We start from the raw sequence: 17,309 nt of genomic DNA on the forward strand, positions 1-17,309 counted from the left end.
ATCGTCTGCGACATGGTTTCGGTGTCTTCGCGGGTGCAGGCTCTTGCTGCGGGTGGTTTCTGTGTTCTGGTGGCAGTGGCCGCTGCAGTGCTGGTGGATGGCCGGCTCGACCGGCACTGGATCCTGCGGGGGCTGACGCTGGCACTGGCGTTGTGCTGCGCCTCGCTGCTGGTCGGTGACCAGACCCGGCGGCTGCGGCGGATCATTGTCGCGGTGGGGCTGACGATGTTCGGGGTCGTGTTCCCGGTGACGACCACCACCTGGGCGTCGCCGGCGGAGATCGACTTCGCCCTGGCGGTTGCCACCGACGCAAAGGCAGCGGCGATTAAAGCCGGCCGTACGGCGGTCACTGTCGATGACGTGCGGGCTGTCGTCACTGCGCGTGGTGGCGCTGTGGGTAGCGTTCCGGCCGACGAGCCGGCTGGGCGCGGCGCCGATGCCTATCCGCTCGTCCTGCGCGCCGATCCGGCGCAGGGGCGGCCCCGGGCCTGTCTGAGTTTCACTGGTCTGGACGCCAAGGTTCGCTCCTGCTGATTGCCTTCGGAGCGGATTGGCCTCAGGGGCCTGGGCAATCGATTTCTCATCGCCTAGGGTCGCTCTTATGACTCTTGGGAACCTGTCCGGAATCAGCGCGCTCGTGGATGTCGAGACGCGCTCCATCAGCGCAGAGAACCCGACCGGCGAGCCTGGCCAGGGCGGCCGTCGTACCGAGGGGACCGGCGCCCGTGCGGCCCGCGACCTCGGTCAGGGCTGGAAGGTGTCACCGTCGATCGAGATCGGGCCGGGGGAGACCGCCACCCTGGCCGACATCACCGGATCTGGCGCCGTCACGCACATCTGGCTGACCACTCAGGTGGACCACTGGCGGCGGCTGGTACTGCGGGCGCACTGGGACGGTGACGAGGCTCCGGCGATCGAGACGCCGGTCGGGGACTTCTTCTGCTCCGGCTGGGGCAAGTTCGCGCAGGTGAACTCGCTGCCGGTCGCTGTGAACCCGAACGGCGGTTTCAACTGCTACTGGGAGATGCCGTTCCAGTCCCAGGCCACTCTGACGCTGGAGAACACTCACGACGAGACGGTGGTCGTCTACTTCCAGGTGGACTACTGGCTGGGCGCCGTACCGGAGAGATCGGCGTACCTGCATGCGCAGTGGCGGCGGAGCAACCCGCTGGCGGCTGCGACCGTCCACACGTTGCTCGACGGTGTAGAGGGTCCGGGGCACTACGTGGGCACGTACCTCGCGTGGGGCGTCAATAGCAGTGGCTGGTGGGGTGAGGGTGAGGTGAAGTTCTACCTGGACGGGGATGAGGAGTTTCCGACCATCTGCGGTACAGGGACCGAGGACTACTTCGGGGGTGCGTGGAACTTCGACGTACCGCACCTGGGTGGGTACACCGAGTTCAGTACGCCGTACTTGGGGATGCCTCAGGTGATTCGGCCGGACGGGCAGTATGTGAGTCAGCAGCGGTTCGGGATGTACCGGTTCCACCTGCCGGATCCGATCCGGTTCCGCGAGCGGCTGCGGGTCGACGTACAGGCGCTGGGCTGGCGGTCCGGTGGACGCTATCTGCCGTTGCAGGACGACATTGCTTCGACTGCGTTCTTCTACTCGGCCAAGACGAGCACGACGCGGCCGGCCGCGCCGGTGCACGACGTAATGGAGATCTGTTGAGTTAAGGGATTGGCAGCGGTTGCTTGAGGGCCTGGTCGGCGAGGAGCACCAGGGCGGCGGTCCAGCCCAGTGGGGCCTCACCGGCGGGCTGGTGGTCGCGGTTGACCTTCTCCGGCAGGTGTCCGCTCGGAGTCCGGTACTGGTTGAGCCAGCTCAGGATGGACTCGGCCGTCGCGCGGTCGCCGCGGGCTGCGGCGCTCAGCGCGAACAGAGCGGTCTGTGGGGTCCAGGCGACACCGTCTGCTCGCCACTCCGTCCCTGGGTTCTGGCCGCCGTTCGGCTGGGTCAGGGCGGCGCGCGTCTCGACGATGGCGCGGCTGATGAGTTCGCGCTCCGGAGCGAACGGTGGGCCCAGCACCGTGACGATGGCGTCGGCGCTGCCACCGAGCCGAGCCGGTTGGAGGCCTGGCTCCAAAAAGCTCTCCGCGTACGCCGGGGTGCGCGGGAAGTCCGGTGCGAAGCGGCGGTCGGTTGCCGTGGACAACGTCTGCAGGGCGGCCTGCCAGCGCGCAGCCTCGGCGGTGTGGCCGAGCTCGGTGGCGATCTGGACCGCTGAGCGCAGTCCGGTCAGCAGGGGAGCGACTGTGCCCAGTGTGACTGCGGACTCGGGCCGCTCCCAGTAGTCGGGCGAGGCTGCGGGCAATCCGCTCGGTCGGAGCTCACGAGTGATCTGATCGGCGGACTCCCGGACCATGTCCCAGTGTTGCGCGCCGGTCCGGCAGAACCACGCAGCCCACGGCACCCAGCCGGAGCCGTCGAGCTGCTGCTCGCGGCCATCAGCTACTGGTTGGCCGGACTCGAAATAACGCGCCTCCCAGCGGCCGGTGGTGGGTTTGATCCGGTCGAGGAAATCGAGCACGCGCGCAGCTTCGGCGTACTGGCCGACCGCGCAGCGGGCCGCTGCGACGAATGACGCGTCCCGCGGCCAGACGTAACGCCAGGGGCCGTCCCAGCCGGCCAGTGTGGCGCCGTTGGGCAGCGTGAGCGCGTCCAGGTCGGCCAGGGCTTGCGCCCGGAGGTCGAGCGGCGCCCCAGTGTGCTCGGGCACGCCGGTGATGACGAGGTTGGGCTGCGGGTGCCTGGCAATGTTCAGCCCGCCGCCAACGGTCAGGGCAGCCAGCAGTACGGCGATCGCCGCGGAGGGGAACCATCTGACCCGCCGCGCGCTGTTGTCCCGCATGGCGACTCCTATTGGGCGAGGTGCTGCACTTCGGCTTCGAACTTCCGCCGTGGTGCCAGCTCGACCAGGAACATTGCCGCCAGCACCAGAGCGCCACCGGTCAGCATCCGCAAGGTCACACTCTCCGTACCGAACAGCACTGCGAACGTCGACGCGAACACTGGCTCCATTGTCATGGCGATCGCAGCCCGCGTCGGCGTCAGATGGGCCTGTGCCCAGGTCTGCACGATCAGTGCGAGCGCACCGGCGATCAGAGCCATGTAGACGACGCTGATCCAGTCCCGGGTGTTGGTGGGCGCCGAGAAGCCGCCAGGGATGGCGCCGACCGCGCAGACGCAGGTGATGGTAACCATCTGCAGCGCAGAGAGCCCGAAGGCGTTCTCAGGGGTCGACCAGACGCCCAGGCCGATGATGTGCAAGGCATACAGAGCCGCTGAGGCCAGAGTGAGCAGCTCGCCGGTGCCCATGGTGAAGCCGCGCAGTGACAGCACACCGAGGCCGACGGTCGCCAGAACCACCGCCACCCAGGCCCACCGGCCGATCTTGTGCCGCAGGATCACCGCGGCCAGGAGCGGCGTGAAGACGACGTACATGCCGGTGACGAAGCCGGAGACGCTCGCGGGCGTGTGCCGCAGGCCTTCGGTCTGCACCAGCTGGGCGATGCCGTAAGTGATGCCCAGGGCAACGGCCCGGCCACGGTCCAGTCGGTTCAGCCGGGCGATGGCGGGCGGGTGGATCAGCAGGAGCGCGACCGACGCAATGAGGAATCGCAACGCCAGGTAGTCGGCGACGTCCATCCTGGTGAGCAGGTCCTTGGTCAGGAAGAACGTCGATCCCCAAGCTGCCGCCACCGTCAGCAACGCCAGTACGGCAAGGCGAGAGCGATTCACACGGGACAGCTAATCACAGCACCGTGACAGTGATGAGGCTGCCCGGTCGCACCTTCTGGCCGGCGCCCGGGCTCTGGGCCGCCACGATGTTCAGGCCGAGGTTGAGCGGGGCCTTCTCGACCTTCACCTGGAACCCGGCCTGCGTGAGGATCCGCTGCGCGTCGGCGAGGGATTTGCGCTTCACATTCGGTACGTCGACCAGCGGCGGACCCTTGGAGACGACCAGCTGCACCTTGTCCTTGGCGAACAGGGTGCCGCTCTTCGGGGTCTGGCTGATCACGGCCCCCTGGGGCACCTTCGCGTCGTACTGCTCGGTGCGGGTCACCCCGAAGCCCAGCTTGCGCAGTGCCTTGTTCGCCTCGCGGTACGTCTTACCGGTGAAGTCCGGGACGCCGATCGGCTTCTTGCCCTTGCTGACCACGAAGTTGACCGCAGTGTTCGGCGCTACCACCATGTCGAACCGCGGGTAGAAGGCAACCACCCGACCGGCCGGCACCGTCTCGTTGTACTGCTCGTTGACCTGCCCCTGCACCAGCTTGACCGGCGCGAGCGCCAGGTTTGCCGCATCCAGATCCAGACCGGCCAGCTGAGGCACACGGTAGCGCTCCGGTCCCTTGGAGACGGTGAGCTGAATCTCACCGTCCTTGATGATCCGGTCGCCCGACTTCGGGTCGGTCGACAGGACCTGTCCCTTGGGGATGTCCTCAGAGAAGTCCTGGTTGGACAGTGTGGTCCGCAGCCCGGACTCCTGGGCCTTCACGGCCGCAGCGGCCGGTGTGAGCTTCACCAGGTCCGGAGCGGTCGTGTAGCGGTGGATGCCGTAGTACCAGGCCGAGGTGCCGAGACCGACCGCCGCCAACAAGATGATGATGAGCGCAATCAGCCCCCGGCCCGGGCGGCGCCGTACGGGGGGAGGTGGCTTGCGCGTCGCTGGCTGGCCAGTCGGACGCCCATGCGCCACCGGTACGACGATGGTCTCGTGCCGGAGCGCGCTCACCGGAGTTGTCGGGGTGACCTCGCGTGTGTAGCCGTCGTCGTAGTCGCTGTCCTGCCGGATCTGATGGATCGGCACGGTGAGGTCGCCGGTGAGCTCCGGGTCGTCGGGCAGCCCCTCCTCGAGCGCACTGCGCACCCGGCGCACCTGACGGCTCAGCACACGCGCATCGGCCGGCCGTAGATCCCGGTCGCGGGCGGTGGCGCGCTGGACGAGCGCATCGACGTACGGCGGGATGTTCGGCTGCAGGAGCGACGGAGCGGGCACGTCCGCGTGCACGTGGGCGTAGGCGACCTGGATCGGGGTGTCACCGCTATGCGGCTTCTTCCCGGTCAGCAGTTCGTAGAGCAGGATGCCGGACGAGTACACGTCCGAGCGGGCATCGGCGCTGCCGTCGGTGACCAGCTCGGGGGCCAGGTAGGACACCGTCCCCATCAGCAGGCCCTGAGTCGCGGTGTTGCCGGTGGCGCTGACCGCACGGGCCAGACCGAAGTCAGCGACCTTCACCACGCCGTTGTCCGACAGCAGGACGTTCTCTGGCTTGATGTCGCGGTGGACGATCCCGGCGTCGTGCGCTGCGGACAGCGCGGACAGGATCGGCGCCAGCAGGTCCAGCGCGCGAGCCGGCGAGAGCGGTGCGTGCTCACGGATCAGATCACGCAGCGTACGGCCCCGGATGTACTCCATCGCGAGGAAGAGAGTGCCGTTGTCGTCGCCCTGGTCGAAGACGGCCACCACATTCGGATGCGAGAGCTTGGCGGCGGCCCGGGCCTCGGCGACGAAGCGGCGGGCGAACTGGGCGTCGTCACCGAGACCGTCGTGCATGATCTTCAGTGCGACGGTCCGGTCCAGCCGCATGTCCAGCGCCTGGTAGACGGTCGCCATGCCGCCCTTCGCGACACGGGCGCCCACGCGGTAGCGGCCGTCGAGCACACGCCCGACGAGGCGGTCGCCAACCTGCGTGTCCACGTCATCCGTCACTGCTGGTGAGCCGCCTCTCAAGCTACCTCTGCTCCAGAGAGTGTAGATAAGGCTCCAGGTCGGCAGCGCCAGGCGCACCGCTGCCGACCAGAGTCAAACGCTCATTTGAGAGGGTTCCAGCCTTTCTCGAACTGGCCCTTCAGTCGCAGCACGCTCTTCACGTACTGCTTGGTGTCGGGGTACATGCCGTTCTTCCGCACCCCACCGAGTCCCTGGTAGTAGCCGGCCACCGCGATGTCGAGCTTGGCCGCACCGGTGAGCCGGTCCAGCAGCACCACGCCGGCGGTCACATTGTCCTGGGCCTTCAGCAGGTCCAGCTCGCGGCCGACGATGCCGGCGGAGAACCGTCCGGTGGACGGGATCACCTGCATCGCGCCGATGGCGTTGGCGGGAGAGACCACGCGCTGCTTCCAGCCGGACTCCTGCCAGCTCACCGCGAGTGCCAGCTCCGGATCGACGCCGTACCGCTTGGCAGTGGCGACGATGAGGGAGCGCATCTGGGCCCGGCTCGGCAGCTTGCGCTTCTTGAGCGTGGCGCGGTTGCGGTCGGCCTGCGCGACGATGTGGTCGGCGTAGGTGCGGCCGGCGAAGGTGTTGTTCTTGGTCGCCTTGCGCTTCTTGGTGGTCTTGGTAGCGCTCGCCTTGACCTTGACCTTGACCGGCACTCGCAGGGTCTTGCCCGCGAAGATGCGGTCGCTGGAGCGCATCCGGTTGGCCGCCAGCAGGTTGGCCTGCGAGCACCGGAAGCGTTTGGCGATCTTGGAGATCGTGTCGCCCGGTTTGACGATGTACCTGCTCATGCGCAGCTGAGAGCGCTTTGGCGGGGTCTTGGCGGCCGTCCGGCTCTTGGGAGCGGCCTTCGGGGTCCCGGGCAGTTTCAGGACCTCACCGGCGTAGATGGCGTTGCCGTTGCCCGGGAGCTTGTTGAGGGCGACCAGCGTCTTGACGCTGGTCCCGTAGCGGCTGGCGATGTGGCTGAGGGTGTCACCGCTCTTGACGGTGTAGGCGCCGAAGCCCGGCGACCCGGCGGTGATCACCGCGGCAGCCAGCACCGGGACCGCAATTCCGGTCAGTACACGTACGACGTTCCGCATAGTCCATCTCCCCGTGTCACGTCACTTGACCGTAAGTGGTGGTACGGATGGGACAACAGAGGCAAATGGGGTGATTGTTACGCCTGTAACTCAATGTTTATATTGTTAGGTCAGAACTGACCGAAACGGCTCCGCAAAAAGGGTTTACCGAGATCAGGGAGCACTCCGGTGCGGACGGTCTCGGCGATAACGGCCGCGGTGACCGGCGTCAGCAGGACGCCGTTGCGGTAGTGACCCGTTGCCCAGAGCAACCCATCGAGCCCGGACGGCCCGAGGATCGGTGCGTTGTCGGGAGTCGCCGGCCGGAGCCCGGCAATCGTCTCCACCAGTTCGAGTTCGTCGGTGACCGGCAGCACGGTCCTTGCATCGCGCAACAAAGCGAAGACGCCACCGGCGAGCACCCGGGTGTCGTAGCCGAGCTCGTTGCTCGTGGCACCGACCACCAGCTCACCGCCGGGCCGGGGCACCAAATAGACCGAAAATCCCCGAGCCGTTGCGCGGACGGTGTGATTGAGCGCCGGGCGATATGCCTCCGGCACCCGCAGCCGCAGTACTTCGCCTTTCACCGGGCGCACCGGAGCGCGCAATTCTGGCGGGACACCTTTCAGTTGTGCCGACCACGGTCCGGTCGCGGCAATCACCTGCCCGGCATGTACGGCGCTCCCATCCGCGAGCTGGACGCCGATGGCCGTCGTACCGGAAGTGATGACGTGGTCGACGCTCTGGCGGAGCAGTGTGACGCCGGAGACCTCGACTGCACGCAGGAGTGCGGTGACTGCTTGCCGGTTGTCGACGGAGTGGTCGCCGGGGACCCAGACACCGCCGGTGACGCCGGTGGCCAGGAGTGGCTCGCGTTTGCGTGCCTCTCGACCGGACAGCACCTCAACGGCCAGGCCGAGACCGCGCTGGTACTCCGCCAGCCTGCGGAGCTCGGCTGCATCGTCGACGTCGTAGGCGACCGACAGGGTGCCCGTCTGGTGCAGCCCGGCGGACAGGCCGGTCGCATCCTCGAGTCGAGCCGCGAAGTCGGGCCAGGCTGCGACACCGGCCAGGTTGAGCGCGAGCAGGTCGTCTTCGCCGTACTCGACCTCTGTGACTGGGGCGAGCATGCCAGCGGCGACTACGGAGGTCTGGGCGCCCGGTGTGGGGTCGCAGACCGTCACTTGGACGCCGTCCGTCGCCAACTGCCAGGCGATCGCTAGACCGATCAGCCCGCCGCCGATCACCACCACATCAGACGTGTGCTCAGGCATGCCGCAACCCTACGTCCGGCACGGCATGGCAGGCTGTGCCGTGTGACTGAGTCCACGGATCGCCTGCACGACGCCCGCCTGTACCTGTGTACGGATGCGCGCGAGAAGCAGGGCGACCTCGAACAGTTCCTGGACGCTGCCCTGGCCGGCGGCGTCGACATCGTGCAGCTCCGGCAGAAGGAGATGGAAGCTGCCGACGAGCTTGCAGCGCTGGAGGTGTTCGCGGACGCCTGCAAGCGGCACGGCACGCTGCTGGCAGTCAACGACCGCGCAGACATCGCCTTCGCCGCCGGAGCCGACGTACTGCATCTGGGGCAACGCGACCTGCCAGTGCACGCGGCGCGCGCTGTCGTCGGGCCGGAGCCGATCATCGGCCGGTCCACCCACACCTTCAGCCAGGTGAACGCGGCAGTGGCCGAGCAGGGGTCGGAGTACTTCTGTGTCGGCCCGACGTGGGAGACGCCGACCAAGCCTGGTCGCCAGGCCGCCGGTCTGGAGCTGGTCTCCTACGCAGCCAGTCGTCAGCAATCGAAGCCCTGGTTCGCGATCGGCGGTGTCGATCTGGACCGGCTGGACGAGGTTGTGGAGGCCGGTGCGACGCGAGTGGTCGTCGTACGGGCTATCACTGCGGCTGACGACCCGGGTGCTGCCGCAGCAGAGTTCAGCCGCCGGCTGCGGAGTGCCGGATGACCAACCCGAAGACAGTGCGCATCGTCGCGGCCGTAGTGATCGCGATGATGGTGATCACTCTCGCTGCGTCTCTCTTCGGCTGTGCGCCGCAGAAGCAGCCGACAGCGACTCCGACCGTCGATGAGGTCAGCGGCCTGCGCTACGTGCCAGTGGCCGACCTGCCCAAGGAGGCGCAGGACACCCTGAAGCTGATCGACAAGGGCGGCCCGTACCCGTACAGCCGCGACGGTGTGGTCTTCGGTAACCGCGAGAAGATCCTGCCCAAGCAGAACAACGGCTACTACCACGAGTACACCGTGAAGACGCCGGGGGAGCGCGACCGTGGCGCCCGGCGGATCGTCACAGGCAAGAGCGACGAGCGCTACTACACCGACGACCACTACGAGTCGTTCCGCCGGATCGCGGAGGACAACGAATGACCGACCTGGGTCCCTTTCTGACCAACGGCCTGCGCCCCGGCGTCTACCGCTGGTCCTCCAGCCACACTGCCGCTGCCACCCGCCGCGAGGTCATCTCTTCGGGCTGGAACTTCGTCCTGCTGGACACCAGCGACATCCACGACAAAGCAGGCTTTCTCGACCTCTGCGCCACCGCCTTCGACTTCCCCCGCTGGTTCGGCCGCAACTGGGACGCCCTGGCCGACTCCCTCAGTGACCGCTCAACCGGCGAGGCCGAGATCGTCCTGTGGACCGGCCTGGAGCACCTGCTCGAGCACGATCACGACACCGTCGACGTAGCCCTGCAGATCCTCACCGAAGACGCCACCAACTCCGGCCAGCTCCGAGTGCTCATCCAGGAGCACCCAGACGCCAAGACACCCGCCCTGCTGAGCGCCGTACCCGTCCTCTAGAGCACGCGGGAGGTTGCGGCGATCGCCAGGTCGGTCAGGCCCTTTCGGGCAGTGTCGTCGGCCAGGGGAGCGCGGTCGAGCGCGTCGAGTGCGTCTTCGGTGCGTTCGGTGATCAGGTCTTCGCAGGCTTGGACTGCGCGGGAGTCCTGGAGGATCTCGCGCAGCAGCTGGACCTCGTCGTCGTCCAGGTCGGGCTTGCCGAAGAGGCGGTCGAACTCGGCGAGCTGGACTTCGGAAGCGTGGTCCACGGCGTAGGCGACCAGGACGGTGCGCTTGCCTTCGCGGAGGTCGTCACCGGCCGGCTTGCCGGTGAGGGCGGGGTCGCCGAAGACACCGAGCAGGTCGTCGCGCATCTGGAAGGCCTCACCGATCGGCTGGCCGTAGGCCGACAGTGCGTCGATCAGGGGCTGGTCGCAGCCGGCCAGCGCGGCGCCCACGTGCAGTGGGCGTTCGACCGTGTACGTCGCCGCCTTGTAGCGCAGGACTCGCAGCGCCAGGTCCATGTCGGACTCACCGCTGGCCTGGGCAACGAGGTCGAGGTACTGACCGGCGGTCACTTCGACTCGCACTGAGTCGAAGAAGCGGGAGGCGCGGGCCAGAGCGGCCGCGTCGAAGCCAGAGGTGTGCAGGAGCTCGTCGGCCCAGATGAGGCACAGGTCGCCGAGCAGAATCGCCGCACCGACACCGAAGTTCACCGGGTCTCCACCACGACCAGATGCCTCTGACCGGGTCCGCTGCAACGCTTCGAACCGACGGTGCGCGGCCGGAGCACCACGCCGTACGTCGGAGGAGTCCATGACGTCGTCGTGGACCAGAGCGCTGACATGCAGCATCTCCAGGCTCGCTGCGGCGGTCAGGATGGGCTGGGCCGAGTCACCACCGGCGGCTCGGAAGCCCCAGTAGCAGAACGCCGGCCGGAGCCGCTTGCCACCGCTGGTGGCGTCCCGGGCCGCCTGCACCACCTCGGCCAGCTCGGGCCCGATGGCCGTCAGTCGCTGCTGCTGCAGGTCCAGGAAGCCCGTCAGCGCACGCTGGACCTCGGCCGGGATATCCACGTCGCCATACACGTCTCGGAGGGTAGTCGGTCGCTGCACAGGCATCGACGGCGCGGGTAACCTTGGCACATGGCAAACGGACTTCCCTCCACGCTCCCCGGCAGCACTCCGACTGTCCGCGAGCTGCTGTCCAGTGGAGCCCGTTCGTTCTCCTTCGAGTTCTTTCCACCAAAGACCCCGGAGGCCGAGGAGGTGCTGTGGCGGTCACTGCGTGAGATCGAGCAGTTGCGCCCCACCTTCGTCTCCATCACGTACGGCGCCGGCGGGACGACCCGGGACGGCACCATCCGCGTCACCGAGCGGGTCGCCCAGGACACGTCCCTGACGCCGATCGGTCACTTGACCTGTGTGTCGCACTCCCGCGACGAGCTGCGCTCAGTAATCGGTGCGTACGCCGGCTCCGGCGTTCGGAACATGCTGGCCCTGCGCGGCGACCCGCCCGGCGGTCCGAACCAGCCGTGGGTCGCGCACCCCGAGGGTCTGAACCACGCTGTCGAGCTGGTGGAGCTGATCCGTGAGCTGGGCGACTTCTGCGTCGGAGTGGCGGCGTTCCCAGACAAGCACCCGGAGGCGTCCTCACTGGAGGCCGACGCTCAGGTGCTCGCCGCCAAGGCGCAAGCCGGTGCGGACTACGCGATCACCCAGATGTTCTTCGGCGCGGATGACTACTTCCGGCTGGTCGATCGGGCCGCTGCGCTCGGCTGTGACATCCCGGTGCTGCCAGGCATCATGCCGGTGACCAACATCAAGCAGATCCAGCGGATGGCTGAGCTGACCGGCATGGCGCTGCCCACGGCTGTCACGGATCGCCTGCTGGCGGTGGAGAGCGATCCTGCTGCGGTGCGGGAGGTCGGAGTGGAGCTGGCCACCGAGCTGTGTGAGCAGTTGCTGGCCGGTGGCGCACCAGGTATCCACTTCATCACTCTGAATCGGTCGACTGCTACGCGACAGGTGTTCCAGAACCTGAGCACCCACGTCGGCTCCTGACCCCTATTCTGGGGTGATGGCTGACCCGTCCGACCTGCTGGTCGATCGCACCCTCGTCCTGCTCCGGCACTCCAAGGCAGTACCGCCCGAGTCGATGCCGGACCTGGAGCGGCCGCTGGCTGACCGTGGCCGCGCGGATGCCGCTGCGGCCGGGCGGTATTTGGTTGCCCAGGGCATCGAAGCGGACCTGGTGCTGTGTTCGCCATCGCAGCGCACCCGGGAGACATGGCAGTACGCCGCTGAGGCCGGAGCGACCGCAACCGACGTTTGGTACGACCGGCGGATCTACAGCGCCGGCACGGACGAACTCCTCGTCGTACTGCAGGATGTGCCGCCAGAGGCCCGCACCGTCATCATGGTCGGGCACGCGCCGGGCATCCCGTGGCTGGCCGACGAGCTGGCTCTCGACGGCACTAGCCCGGAGCGGGTGCAGCTCACCCAGAAGTACCCGACGTCCGGACTGACCGTTCTGCACTTCACCTGTCGCTGGCCGGACCTTGCGGCGGACGACGCCGACCTGGTGTCGTACGTCGTCCCCCGCGGCTAAGCGCTCGCCGGACAGTTGGTGTTGGCCGGCAGCTGACCTGTGAGCAGGTACTTCGTGGCGCGGCTGTTGACGCAGTCGTTCTGCTCGGTCAGGTACGCCGCATGGTTGCCGTCGTTCTTCACAAGCATCCGCGAGCCGGGTAGCACGGCCTGCATGCGCTGTGCGCCCAGCAGCGGCGTTGCTGCGTCGTAGCGCGGTTGGATCAGCAGGATCGGCGGCACCTTCGCCGAGCCGATCCTGGTCTGCCGCACTGGTCCCGTCGGCCAGAACACACAGGGTGCGGTGAACCAGGTGTTGCCCCAGGCGACCAGTGGTGCACGGCGATCCGACGCCTTGGTGTCCAGGTGCACTCTGGTCCAGCTGCGCGGCCAGCCCGGATCAGTGCAGCTGTAAGCCAGCAGACCCGGGTCCACCGACGACAAGCCGTACTGGTCAACGAGACCCAAGAGCCCGGAGGAATCGCCCTTACGGAGTTGCACGACCGCATCGGCCAGCGACGACCACAGGTCGTCGCTGTAAAGGACACCGACGAGTGTGTCGTCCACTTCGTTGATACCGGCCCGCCCGCCGAGCGGCTTCTTGGCCACGCCGTTGCGGACCTGCTGCCAGCTCGCCTGGACAGCCTTCGCGGTCTTGCCGAGGTGGTAGGTCTTGTCCCGCGCAGCGATCCACTGGAACATCGCCTGCGCTCGTGCCTGGAACCCGGCGTTCTGTGCGAACGACTGCCGGTACGTCGACGTCAACGGATCGACCACGCTGTTCAGAACCATTCGCCCGGTGTGCTGCGGAAAGAGCGTCGCGTACGTCGCTCCGAGCCTCGTACCGTACGAGTAGCCCAGGTAGTCGACCTTGTCCCGGCCCAGTGCGATCCGGATCCGGTCGATGTCTCGAGCAGCGTTCTCAGTGGTGATGTAGGGCAACAGGTCCTTGGCCTTGCGACCGCAGTCCTCAGCGATCTGCCTGGCCTGCTGCACCCGCCGCTGCTCCTGCTGTGTGTTGGCTGGCCGGTAGGGAGCAGTCGGGTGCTTGTCAGGCTGAGCGCATCTGACGGGAGTGCTGTCGCCGACTCCCCGCGGGTCGAAGCTGACGACGGCGTACTGGTCGTACAGCTGCTGGGGGAGCGACACTCGGATGCCCTGCTCCATACCGATGCCGGGAACGCCCGGTCCGCCCGGGTTGGTCAGCAGAACGCGAGCTGCCTTCAGATCGCCGACCCGCGAAATGGTCAGGGTGATCTGCCGGCCGTTCGGCCGCGCGTAGTCCAGGGGGACCTTCAGCGTCGCGCAGGTGGTCTGCCGGAACGCCCCGGAGTCAGGAGGGCAGTCGCCCCACTTCAGTCCTGTCGGTGCCGCGACGGCAGGAGTGGTGAGCGATCCGGCAACCAGGCTAATCGTTGCTACCTGCAACAGTATCTTCATCGTCCTAGCTCCCGGCTGGGCAGTTGCCGTCGGCTGGCAGTTGCCCCGTCAGCAGATACTTCTCAGCCTTGGCATCGATACAGGGGTTCTTCGAGAACAGGTACGACGCGTGGTTGCCACCGTTCTCCACCAGCAGCCGCGAGCCCGTCAGTACGGCGTGCATGCGGCGAGCGCCGATCAGCGGCGTCGGACCGTCGTACCGGGGCTGGATCAGCAGGATCGGCGGCACCTTGGTCGAGCCGATCTTGGTCTGCGCGGCCGGTCCGACCGGCCAGAATGCGCAGGGGGCGCCGTACCAGGTGTTGAGCCAGGCGAAGTGCGGTGCCCGGTAGTTCGCGACCTTCGTGTCAGCGCGCCAGGTACCCCAATTGCGGGGCCAGCCCGGGTCGTTGCAGTTGTAGGCGAGCTGAGCCGGGTCCACTGCCTGGGTGGCGAGCTGGTCGGTGATCGACAGCAGTGCCGACGGGTCACCGTGCCGGTAGGCCACGATCGCCTCAGCCACTGACGACCACTCGGCATCCGTGTAGAGGCTGCCGCCCAGCAGGTCATCGACCTCTGAGATGCCGGCCCGCCCACCGGCCGGCTTCTTGGCCACGTCACTGCGCAGCTTGTCCCACACTGCCTGGACTGCCTTCGCAGTCTTACCCAGGTGGTACGCCTTGTCCTGGCCCGCGATCCAGGCGAACAGTGCCTGCGCCCGGGCCTCAAACGCCGGGTCCTGCTCATACGCAGTCCGGTACGTCGACACCAGCGGATCAACCACGCTGTTGAGGATCATCCGGCCGGTGTGCTGCGGGAACATCGTCGCGTACGTCGCTCCGAGCTTGGTGCCGTACGAGTAGCCCAGGTAGTCGATCTTGTCGCGACCGAGGGCGATCCGGATCCGGTCCATGTCCCGGGCCGCGTTATCGGTGGTGATGTAGGGCAGCAGGTCCTTGGCCTTGCGTCCGCACTGCTCAGCGACCTGCTTCGCCTGCTGGACACGCTGCCGCTCCTGCTGGGAGTTCGCCGGCTTGTAGGGGAGCGACGGGTGCTTGATCAGCTTGCTGAAGTCACCGCAGTCGACCGGCGAGCTGTGGCCGACTCCGCGCGGGTCGAAGCTGAACACGGCGTACTGATCGTTGACCTTCTCTGGCAGGCCCACGCTGACCAGCTGCTCCACACCGATGCCGGATGCACCCGGACCGCCTGGGTTGACCAGCATGTAGTGCTTGGCGCTCAGACTGCCGACCGCGGAGATCAGCAGCGTGATCTGACGGCCGTTCGGCTTCGCATAGTCCAGGGGGACCTTCAGCGTCGCGCAGGCGGTCTGCCGGAGTGCTCCGGAGTCCGGCGGGCACGCACCGAACTTCAGCTTGGTCGGTGCGGCCACAGCTGGTGCTGTGAGCTGCGCGGCCAGCGATACGACAACAAGGCCGATCGTGGCCGCGCGCAACATCTTCGTCAAAACGCTCCTCGGTCAGGAGGCGCGGGCGGGCAGCCAATGAGTAGTGCTGTTCACAGTAATCATCCGTTGGGTTGCCCGGGTCAGGACGACATATAGCGCCCTAACGCCGCCGAGCGTGTCGCTGACGATCCGGTCCGGCTCGACCACCACGACAGCGTCGTACTCGAGGCCCTTGGACTCCAGCGGGGTCAGTGCGACCACCCTGGGATCCCCGAGCTCAGCCAGCACCCGCTCCACGGTCGGGCGTTGCGCCGGTGTCACGATGACGCCGACAGTGCCCTCGACGAGCTTCAGCAGCTCGGCCGCGGCATCCCCGGCGGCCTCGGCCACCTTGCCGGCGTCGAAGATCCGGTGCTCCGGGTCGATCCCGGTCTGGCGCACTGCGTTCGGCAGGTCGGCGTCCGGCAGTGTCTGACGGATCACCTCACCGGCGAACGCGTAGATCTCGGCCGAGTTGCGGTAGTTGGTGGACAGCCGGAAGCTGTGCCGCTGCAGGTGCGACAGCATCGAGTCCATCGCGGCACGTGCCTCGTCGGGGTCCGGCCAGGAGCTCTGGGCCGGGTCGCCGACGATCGTCCAGCTGGCCTGCGGGCCGCGCCGGGTGACCATCCGCCACTGCATGGGGGACAGGTCCTGCGCCTCGTCCACCAGGACGTGCGCGTAGTCCTCCGGCTCCTCGGCCTCTCTGGCGGCCGCCGCGCGCGCCCGGCGCTCCGAGGTGGTCAGCACCTCGTTCACGCCGTCCGACAGCCCTTCCAGCCAGTCGAACTCTTCGTCGCCGCGGGCTTCCGGGATCGGCGCGCGGCCCAGATGCGTGCCGAGCTCGTCCAGCAACGCCACGTCGGCGATGGTGAACTCCTCTGTACTACGGATCGCCGCAGCCAGCGTCTCGACCTCAACCGGCGTCAACTCGTTGCGGGACCAGCGCTGCAACCGGCGGGCGTCGCCGAGCCAGCGCAGCACGGACTCCGGCGTCAGCACCGGCCACCACTGGCTGAAGAACGTCCGGAACGCCGGAGTGTCGCTGACGCGATCACCGAAAGCCTCCCGGTCGGCGTACACGCCAGTGCGAAGGTCGTCCGGGAACCGCTGCCACAGCGCAGCGACCAGACCCTTGCGGGCCTCGCCGGCAGCGCGGTTGCGCGGGGTCCGGCGCAGTGCGTTGCGGCGGACGTTGTCGAGCTGGTTGGTGTCCACCTCGACGGTGGCACCACCGATGAAAACGCGCAGCGTGGTCGGTGCATTCGGCACCCGGTCCCGCGCAGCGCGCGACAGGATGTCGGTCATGCGCAGCGAGCCCTTGATCGCGGCAGTGTCGGCGTCGTCGACCGCAGTGGCCTTGATGCCGTCGACCAGCTCGCCAACAGCGCGCAGCGACACCGTGTTCTCGCCAAGGCTCGGCAGGACGCGCTCGATGTAGGCCATGAACGCGGCCGACGGGCCGACCACCAGTACGCCGCCACGCTCGAACCGGCGGCGGTCGCTGTAGAGCAGGAACGCTGCACGGTGCAGAGCGACCACCGTCTTACCGGTGCCCGGTCCGCCGCCGATCACGGTGACACCGCGGGCAGGTGCCCGGATGGCCTTGTCCTGCTCGGCCTGGATGGTGGCGACGATGTCGCGCATCGTGTGGCCACGAGCCCGCGACAGCGACGCCATCAGAGCGCCCTCGCCCATGATCGGGAGGTCCTCCGGCGCACGATCCGGCGCGAGCAGGTCGTCCTCGATCCCGATGATGCGCGGGCCCTTGTTGCGCAGTACGCGGCGCCGGACCACCTTCAGCCGGTCCGTACCGGTCGCCCGGTAGAACGGCTCCGCGGCCGGTGCACGCCAGTCGATGACCAGGGGCTCGTACTCGGCGTCGCGGACACCGATCCGGCCGACGTACAGGCTCTCGAGCTCGCTGGCCGCGGTAGCGGGCGGATCGTCGTCGCCCTGGTCGGAGTCGAGGCGCCCGAAGACCAGGCCCTCGTGCTCCGCATCCAGCTCGGCAATCCGGCGGGCGGCTGCGAACACCAGCACGTCCCGCTCGTACAGACCAGTCTGTTCCTCGTCACGCACCCGGCCCACATTCTGGGCCTGAGCACGCGCATGACCATCCACAGCGATCCGGGATGCTGATCGAGCCGCTACGTCGACCCGGGCGTAGACCAGGTCAACGTGCTGTTGCTCTGCCGCCAGCTCAGCCCGCTCGACACTCTCGTCATCGGCCAGCAGGGGGGTTTGATCCACCGAGATCCTCTCTACTGCC

16 protein-coding genes are annotated in these 17,309 nt (G+C 67.7%); 7 read left to right on the forward strand and 9 right to left on the reverse strand.

Annotated features, from left to right (window positions below):
- Window positions 1-12 precede the first annotated feature (12 nt).
- Both E1263_RS19185 and E1263_RS19190 read left to right on the forward strand, forming a co-directional pair.
- The gene (locus E1263_RS19185) at window positions 13-534 is read left to right on the forward strand and encodes a hypothetical protein (protein ID WP_132169215.1); all 522 of its coding nucleotides are present in this window, start codon (window positions 13-15) and stop codon (window positions 532-534) included.
- Between the two features lie 67 nt (window positions 535-601).
- Window positions 602-1,672, forward strand: coding sequence for a glycoside hydrolase family 172 protein (locus tag E1263_RS19190; protein WP_132169217.1), 1,071 nt, complete (start codon window positions 602-604; stop codon window positions 1,670-1,672).
- A gap of 1 nt (window position 1,673) precedes the next feature.
- Here the strand turns inward: E1263_RS19190 and E1263_RS19195 are convergent, their stop codons facing one another.
- The 5 genes from E1263_RS19195 to thiO form a co-directional block, all read right to left on the reverse strand.
- A complete protein-coding gene (locus E1263_RS19195) occupies window positions 1,674-2,852 on the reverse strand; it encodes a glycoside hydrolase family 15 protein (RefSeq protein WP_132169219.1) in 1,179 nt (392 codons plus the stop codon).
- Window positions 2,853-2,860: 8 nt separating this feature from the next.
- Entirely contained in the window at window positions 2,861-3,742 is an 882-nt protein-coding gene (locus E1263_RS19200; protein WP_238161327.1) for a DMT family transporter, read from the reverse strand.
- Between the two features lie 13 nt (window positions 3,743-3,755).
- Window positions 3,756-5,717 (reverse strand): Stk1 family PASTA domain-containing Ser/Thr kinase, encoded by a 1,962-nt coding sequence (pknB, locus tag E1263_RS19205; RefSeq protein WP_132169223.1) that lies wholly within the window; start codon window positions 5,715-5,717, stop codon window positions 3,756-3,758.
- A gap of 101 nt (window positions 5,718-5,818) precedes the next feature.
- Complete coding sequence (locus E1263_RS19210) at window positions 5,819-6,811, reverse strand: LysM peptidoglycan-binding domain-containing protein (protein WP_132169225.1); 993 nt, start codon at window positions 6,809-6,811, stop codon at window positions 5,819-5,821.
- A gap of 110 nt (window positions 6,812-6,921) precedes the next feature.
- Window positions 6,922-8,064 (reverse strand): glycine oxidase ThiO, encoded by a 1,143-nt coding sequence (gene thiO, locus E1263_RS19215; RefSeq protein ID WP_132169227.1) that lies wholly within the window; start codon window positions 8,062-8,064, stop codon window positions 6,922-6,924.
- Between the two features lie 42 nt (window positions 8,065-8,106).
- On the opposite strand from thiO, the gene thiE reads away from it, so the two are divergent.
- The 3 genes from thiE to E1263_RS19230 are packed head-to-tail and all read left to right on the forward strand — an operon-like array spanning window position 8,107 to window position 9,604.
- Window positions 8,107-8,754: a thiamine phosphate synthase gene (gene thiE / locus E1263_RS19220; protein ID WP_132169229.1), complete on the forward strand. Its 648-nt coding sequence runs from the start codon at window positions 8,107-8,109 to the stop codon at window positions 8,752-8,754.
- Window positions 8,751-9,173: a guanyl-specific ribonuclease gene (locus E1263_RS19225; protein ID WP_202868957.1), complete on the forward strand. Its 423-nt coding sequence runs from the start codon at window positions 8,751-8,753 to the stop codon at window positions 9,171-9,173. The genes thiE and E1263_RS19225 overlap by 4 nt, the downstream gene beginning before the upstream one ends.
- Window positions 9,170-9,604 carry a barstar family protein gene (locus tag E1263_RS19230; RefSeq protein WP_132169231.1) on the forward strand — a complete coding sequence of 145 codons (435 nt, stop codon included), beginning with the start codon at window positions 9,170-9,172 and terminating at the stop codon, window positions 9,602-9,604. The genes E1263_RS19225 and E1263_RS19230 overlap by 4 nt, the downstream gene beginning before the upstream one ends.
- Here the strand turns inward: E1263_RS19230 and E1263_RS19235 are convergent.
- Window positions 9,601-10,704, reverse strand: a complete 1,104-nt coding sequence (locus E1263_RS19235) for a polyprenyl synthetase family protein (protein ID WP_132169233.1) — start codon at window positions 10,702-10,704, stop codon at window positions 9,601-9,603. The two genes, E1263_RS19230 and E1263_RS19235, sit on opposite strands and share 4 nt — an antisense overlap.
- A gap of 24 nt (window positions 10,705-10,728) precedes the next feature.
- Between E1263_RS19235 and metF the strand changes: the two genes are divergently transcribed.
- Both metF and E1263_RS19245 read left to right on the forward strand, forming a co-directional pair.
- Window positions 10,729-11,646: a methylenetetrahydrofolate reductase [NAD(P)H] gene (gene metF / locus E1263_RS19240; protein ID WP_132169235.1), complete on the forward strand. Its 918-nt coding sequence runs from the start codon at window positions 10,729-10,731 to the stop codon at window positions 11,644-11,646.
- 16 nt (window positions 11,647-11,662) lie between these two features.
- Complete coding sequence (locus tag E1263_RS19245; protein ID WP_132169237.1) at window positions 11,663-12,193, forward strand: SixA phosphatase family protein; 531 nt, start codon at window positions 11,663-11,665, stop codon at window positions 12,191-12,193.
- Here the strand turns inward: E1263_RS19245 and E1263_RS19250 are convergent.
- Genes E1263_RS19250 through E1263_RS19260 form a run of 3 tightly spaced genes read right to left on the reverse strand, consistent with a single transcriptional unit; the run spans window position 12,190 to window position 17,290 of the window.
- Window positions 12,190-13,611, reverse strand: a complete 1,422-nt coding sequence (locus E1263_RS19250; protein ID WP_132169239.1) for an alpha/beta hydrolase — start codon at window positions 13,609-13,611, stop codon at window positions 12,190-12,192. The genes E1263_RS19245 and E1263_RS19250 overlap by 4 nt on opposite strands.
- A gap of 4 nt (window positions 13,612-13,615) precedes the next feature.
- Window positions 13,616-15,049 (reverse strand): alpha/beta hydrolase, encoded by a 1,434-nt coding sequence (locus E1263_RS19255; RefSeq protein WP_238161329.1) that lies wholly within the window; start codon window positions 15,047-15,049, stop codon window positions 13,616-13,618.
- A gap of 21 nt (window positions 15,050-15,070) precedes the next feature.
- Window positions 15,071-17,290, reverse strand: a complete 2,220-nt coding sequence (locus E1263_RS19260) for a HelD family protein (protein WP_132169243.1) — start codon at window positions 17,288-17,290, stop codon at window positions 15,071-15,073.
- Window positions 17,291-17,309 lie beyond the last annotated feature (19 nt).

The organism is Kribbella antibiotica, from assembly GCF_004349055.1.
In the GTDB taxonomy this organism is placed as follows: Bacteria; Actinomycetota; Actinomycetes; order Propionibacteriales; family Kribbellaceae; genus Kribbella; species Kribbella antibiotica.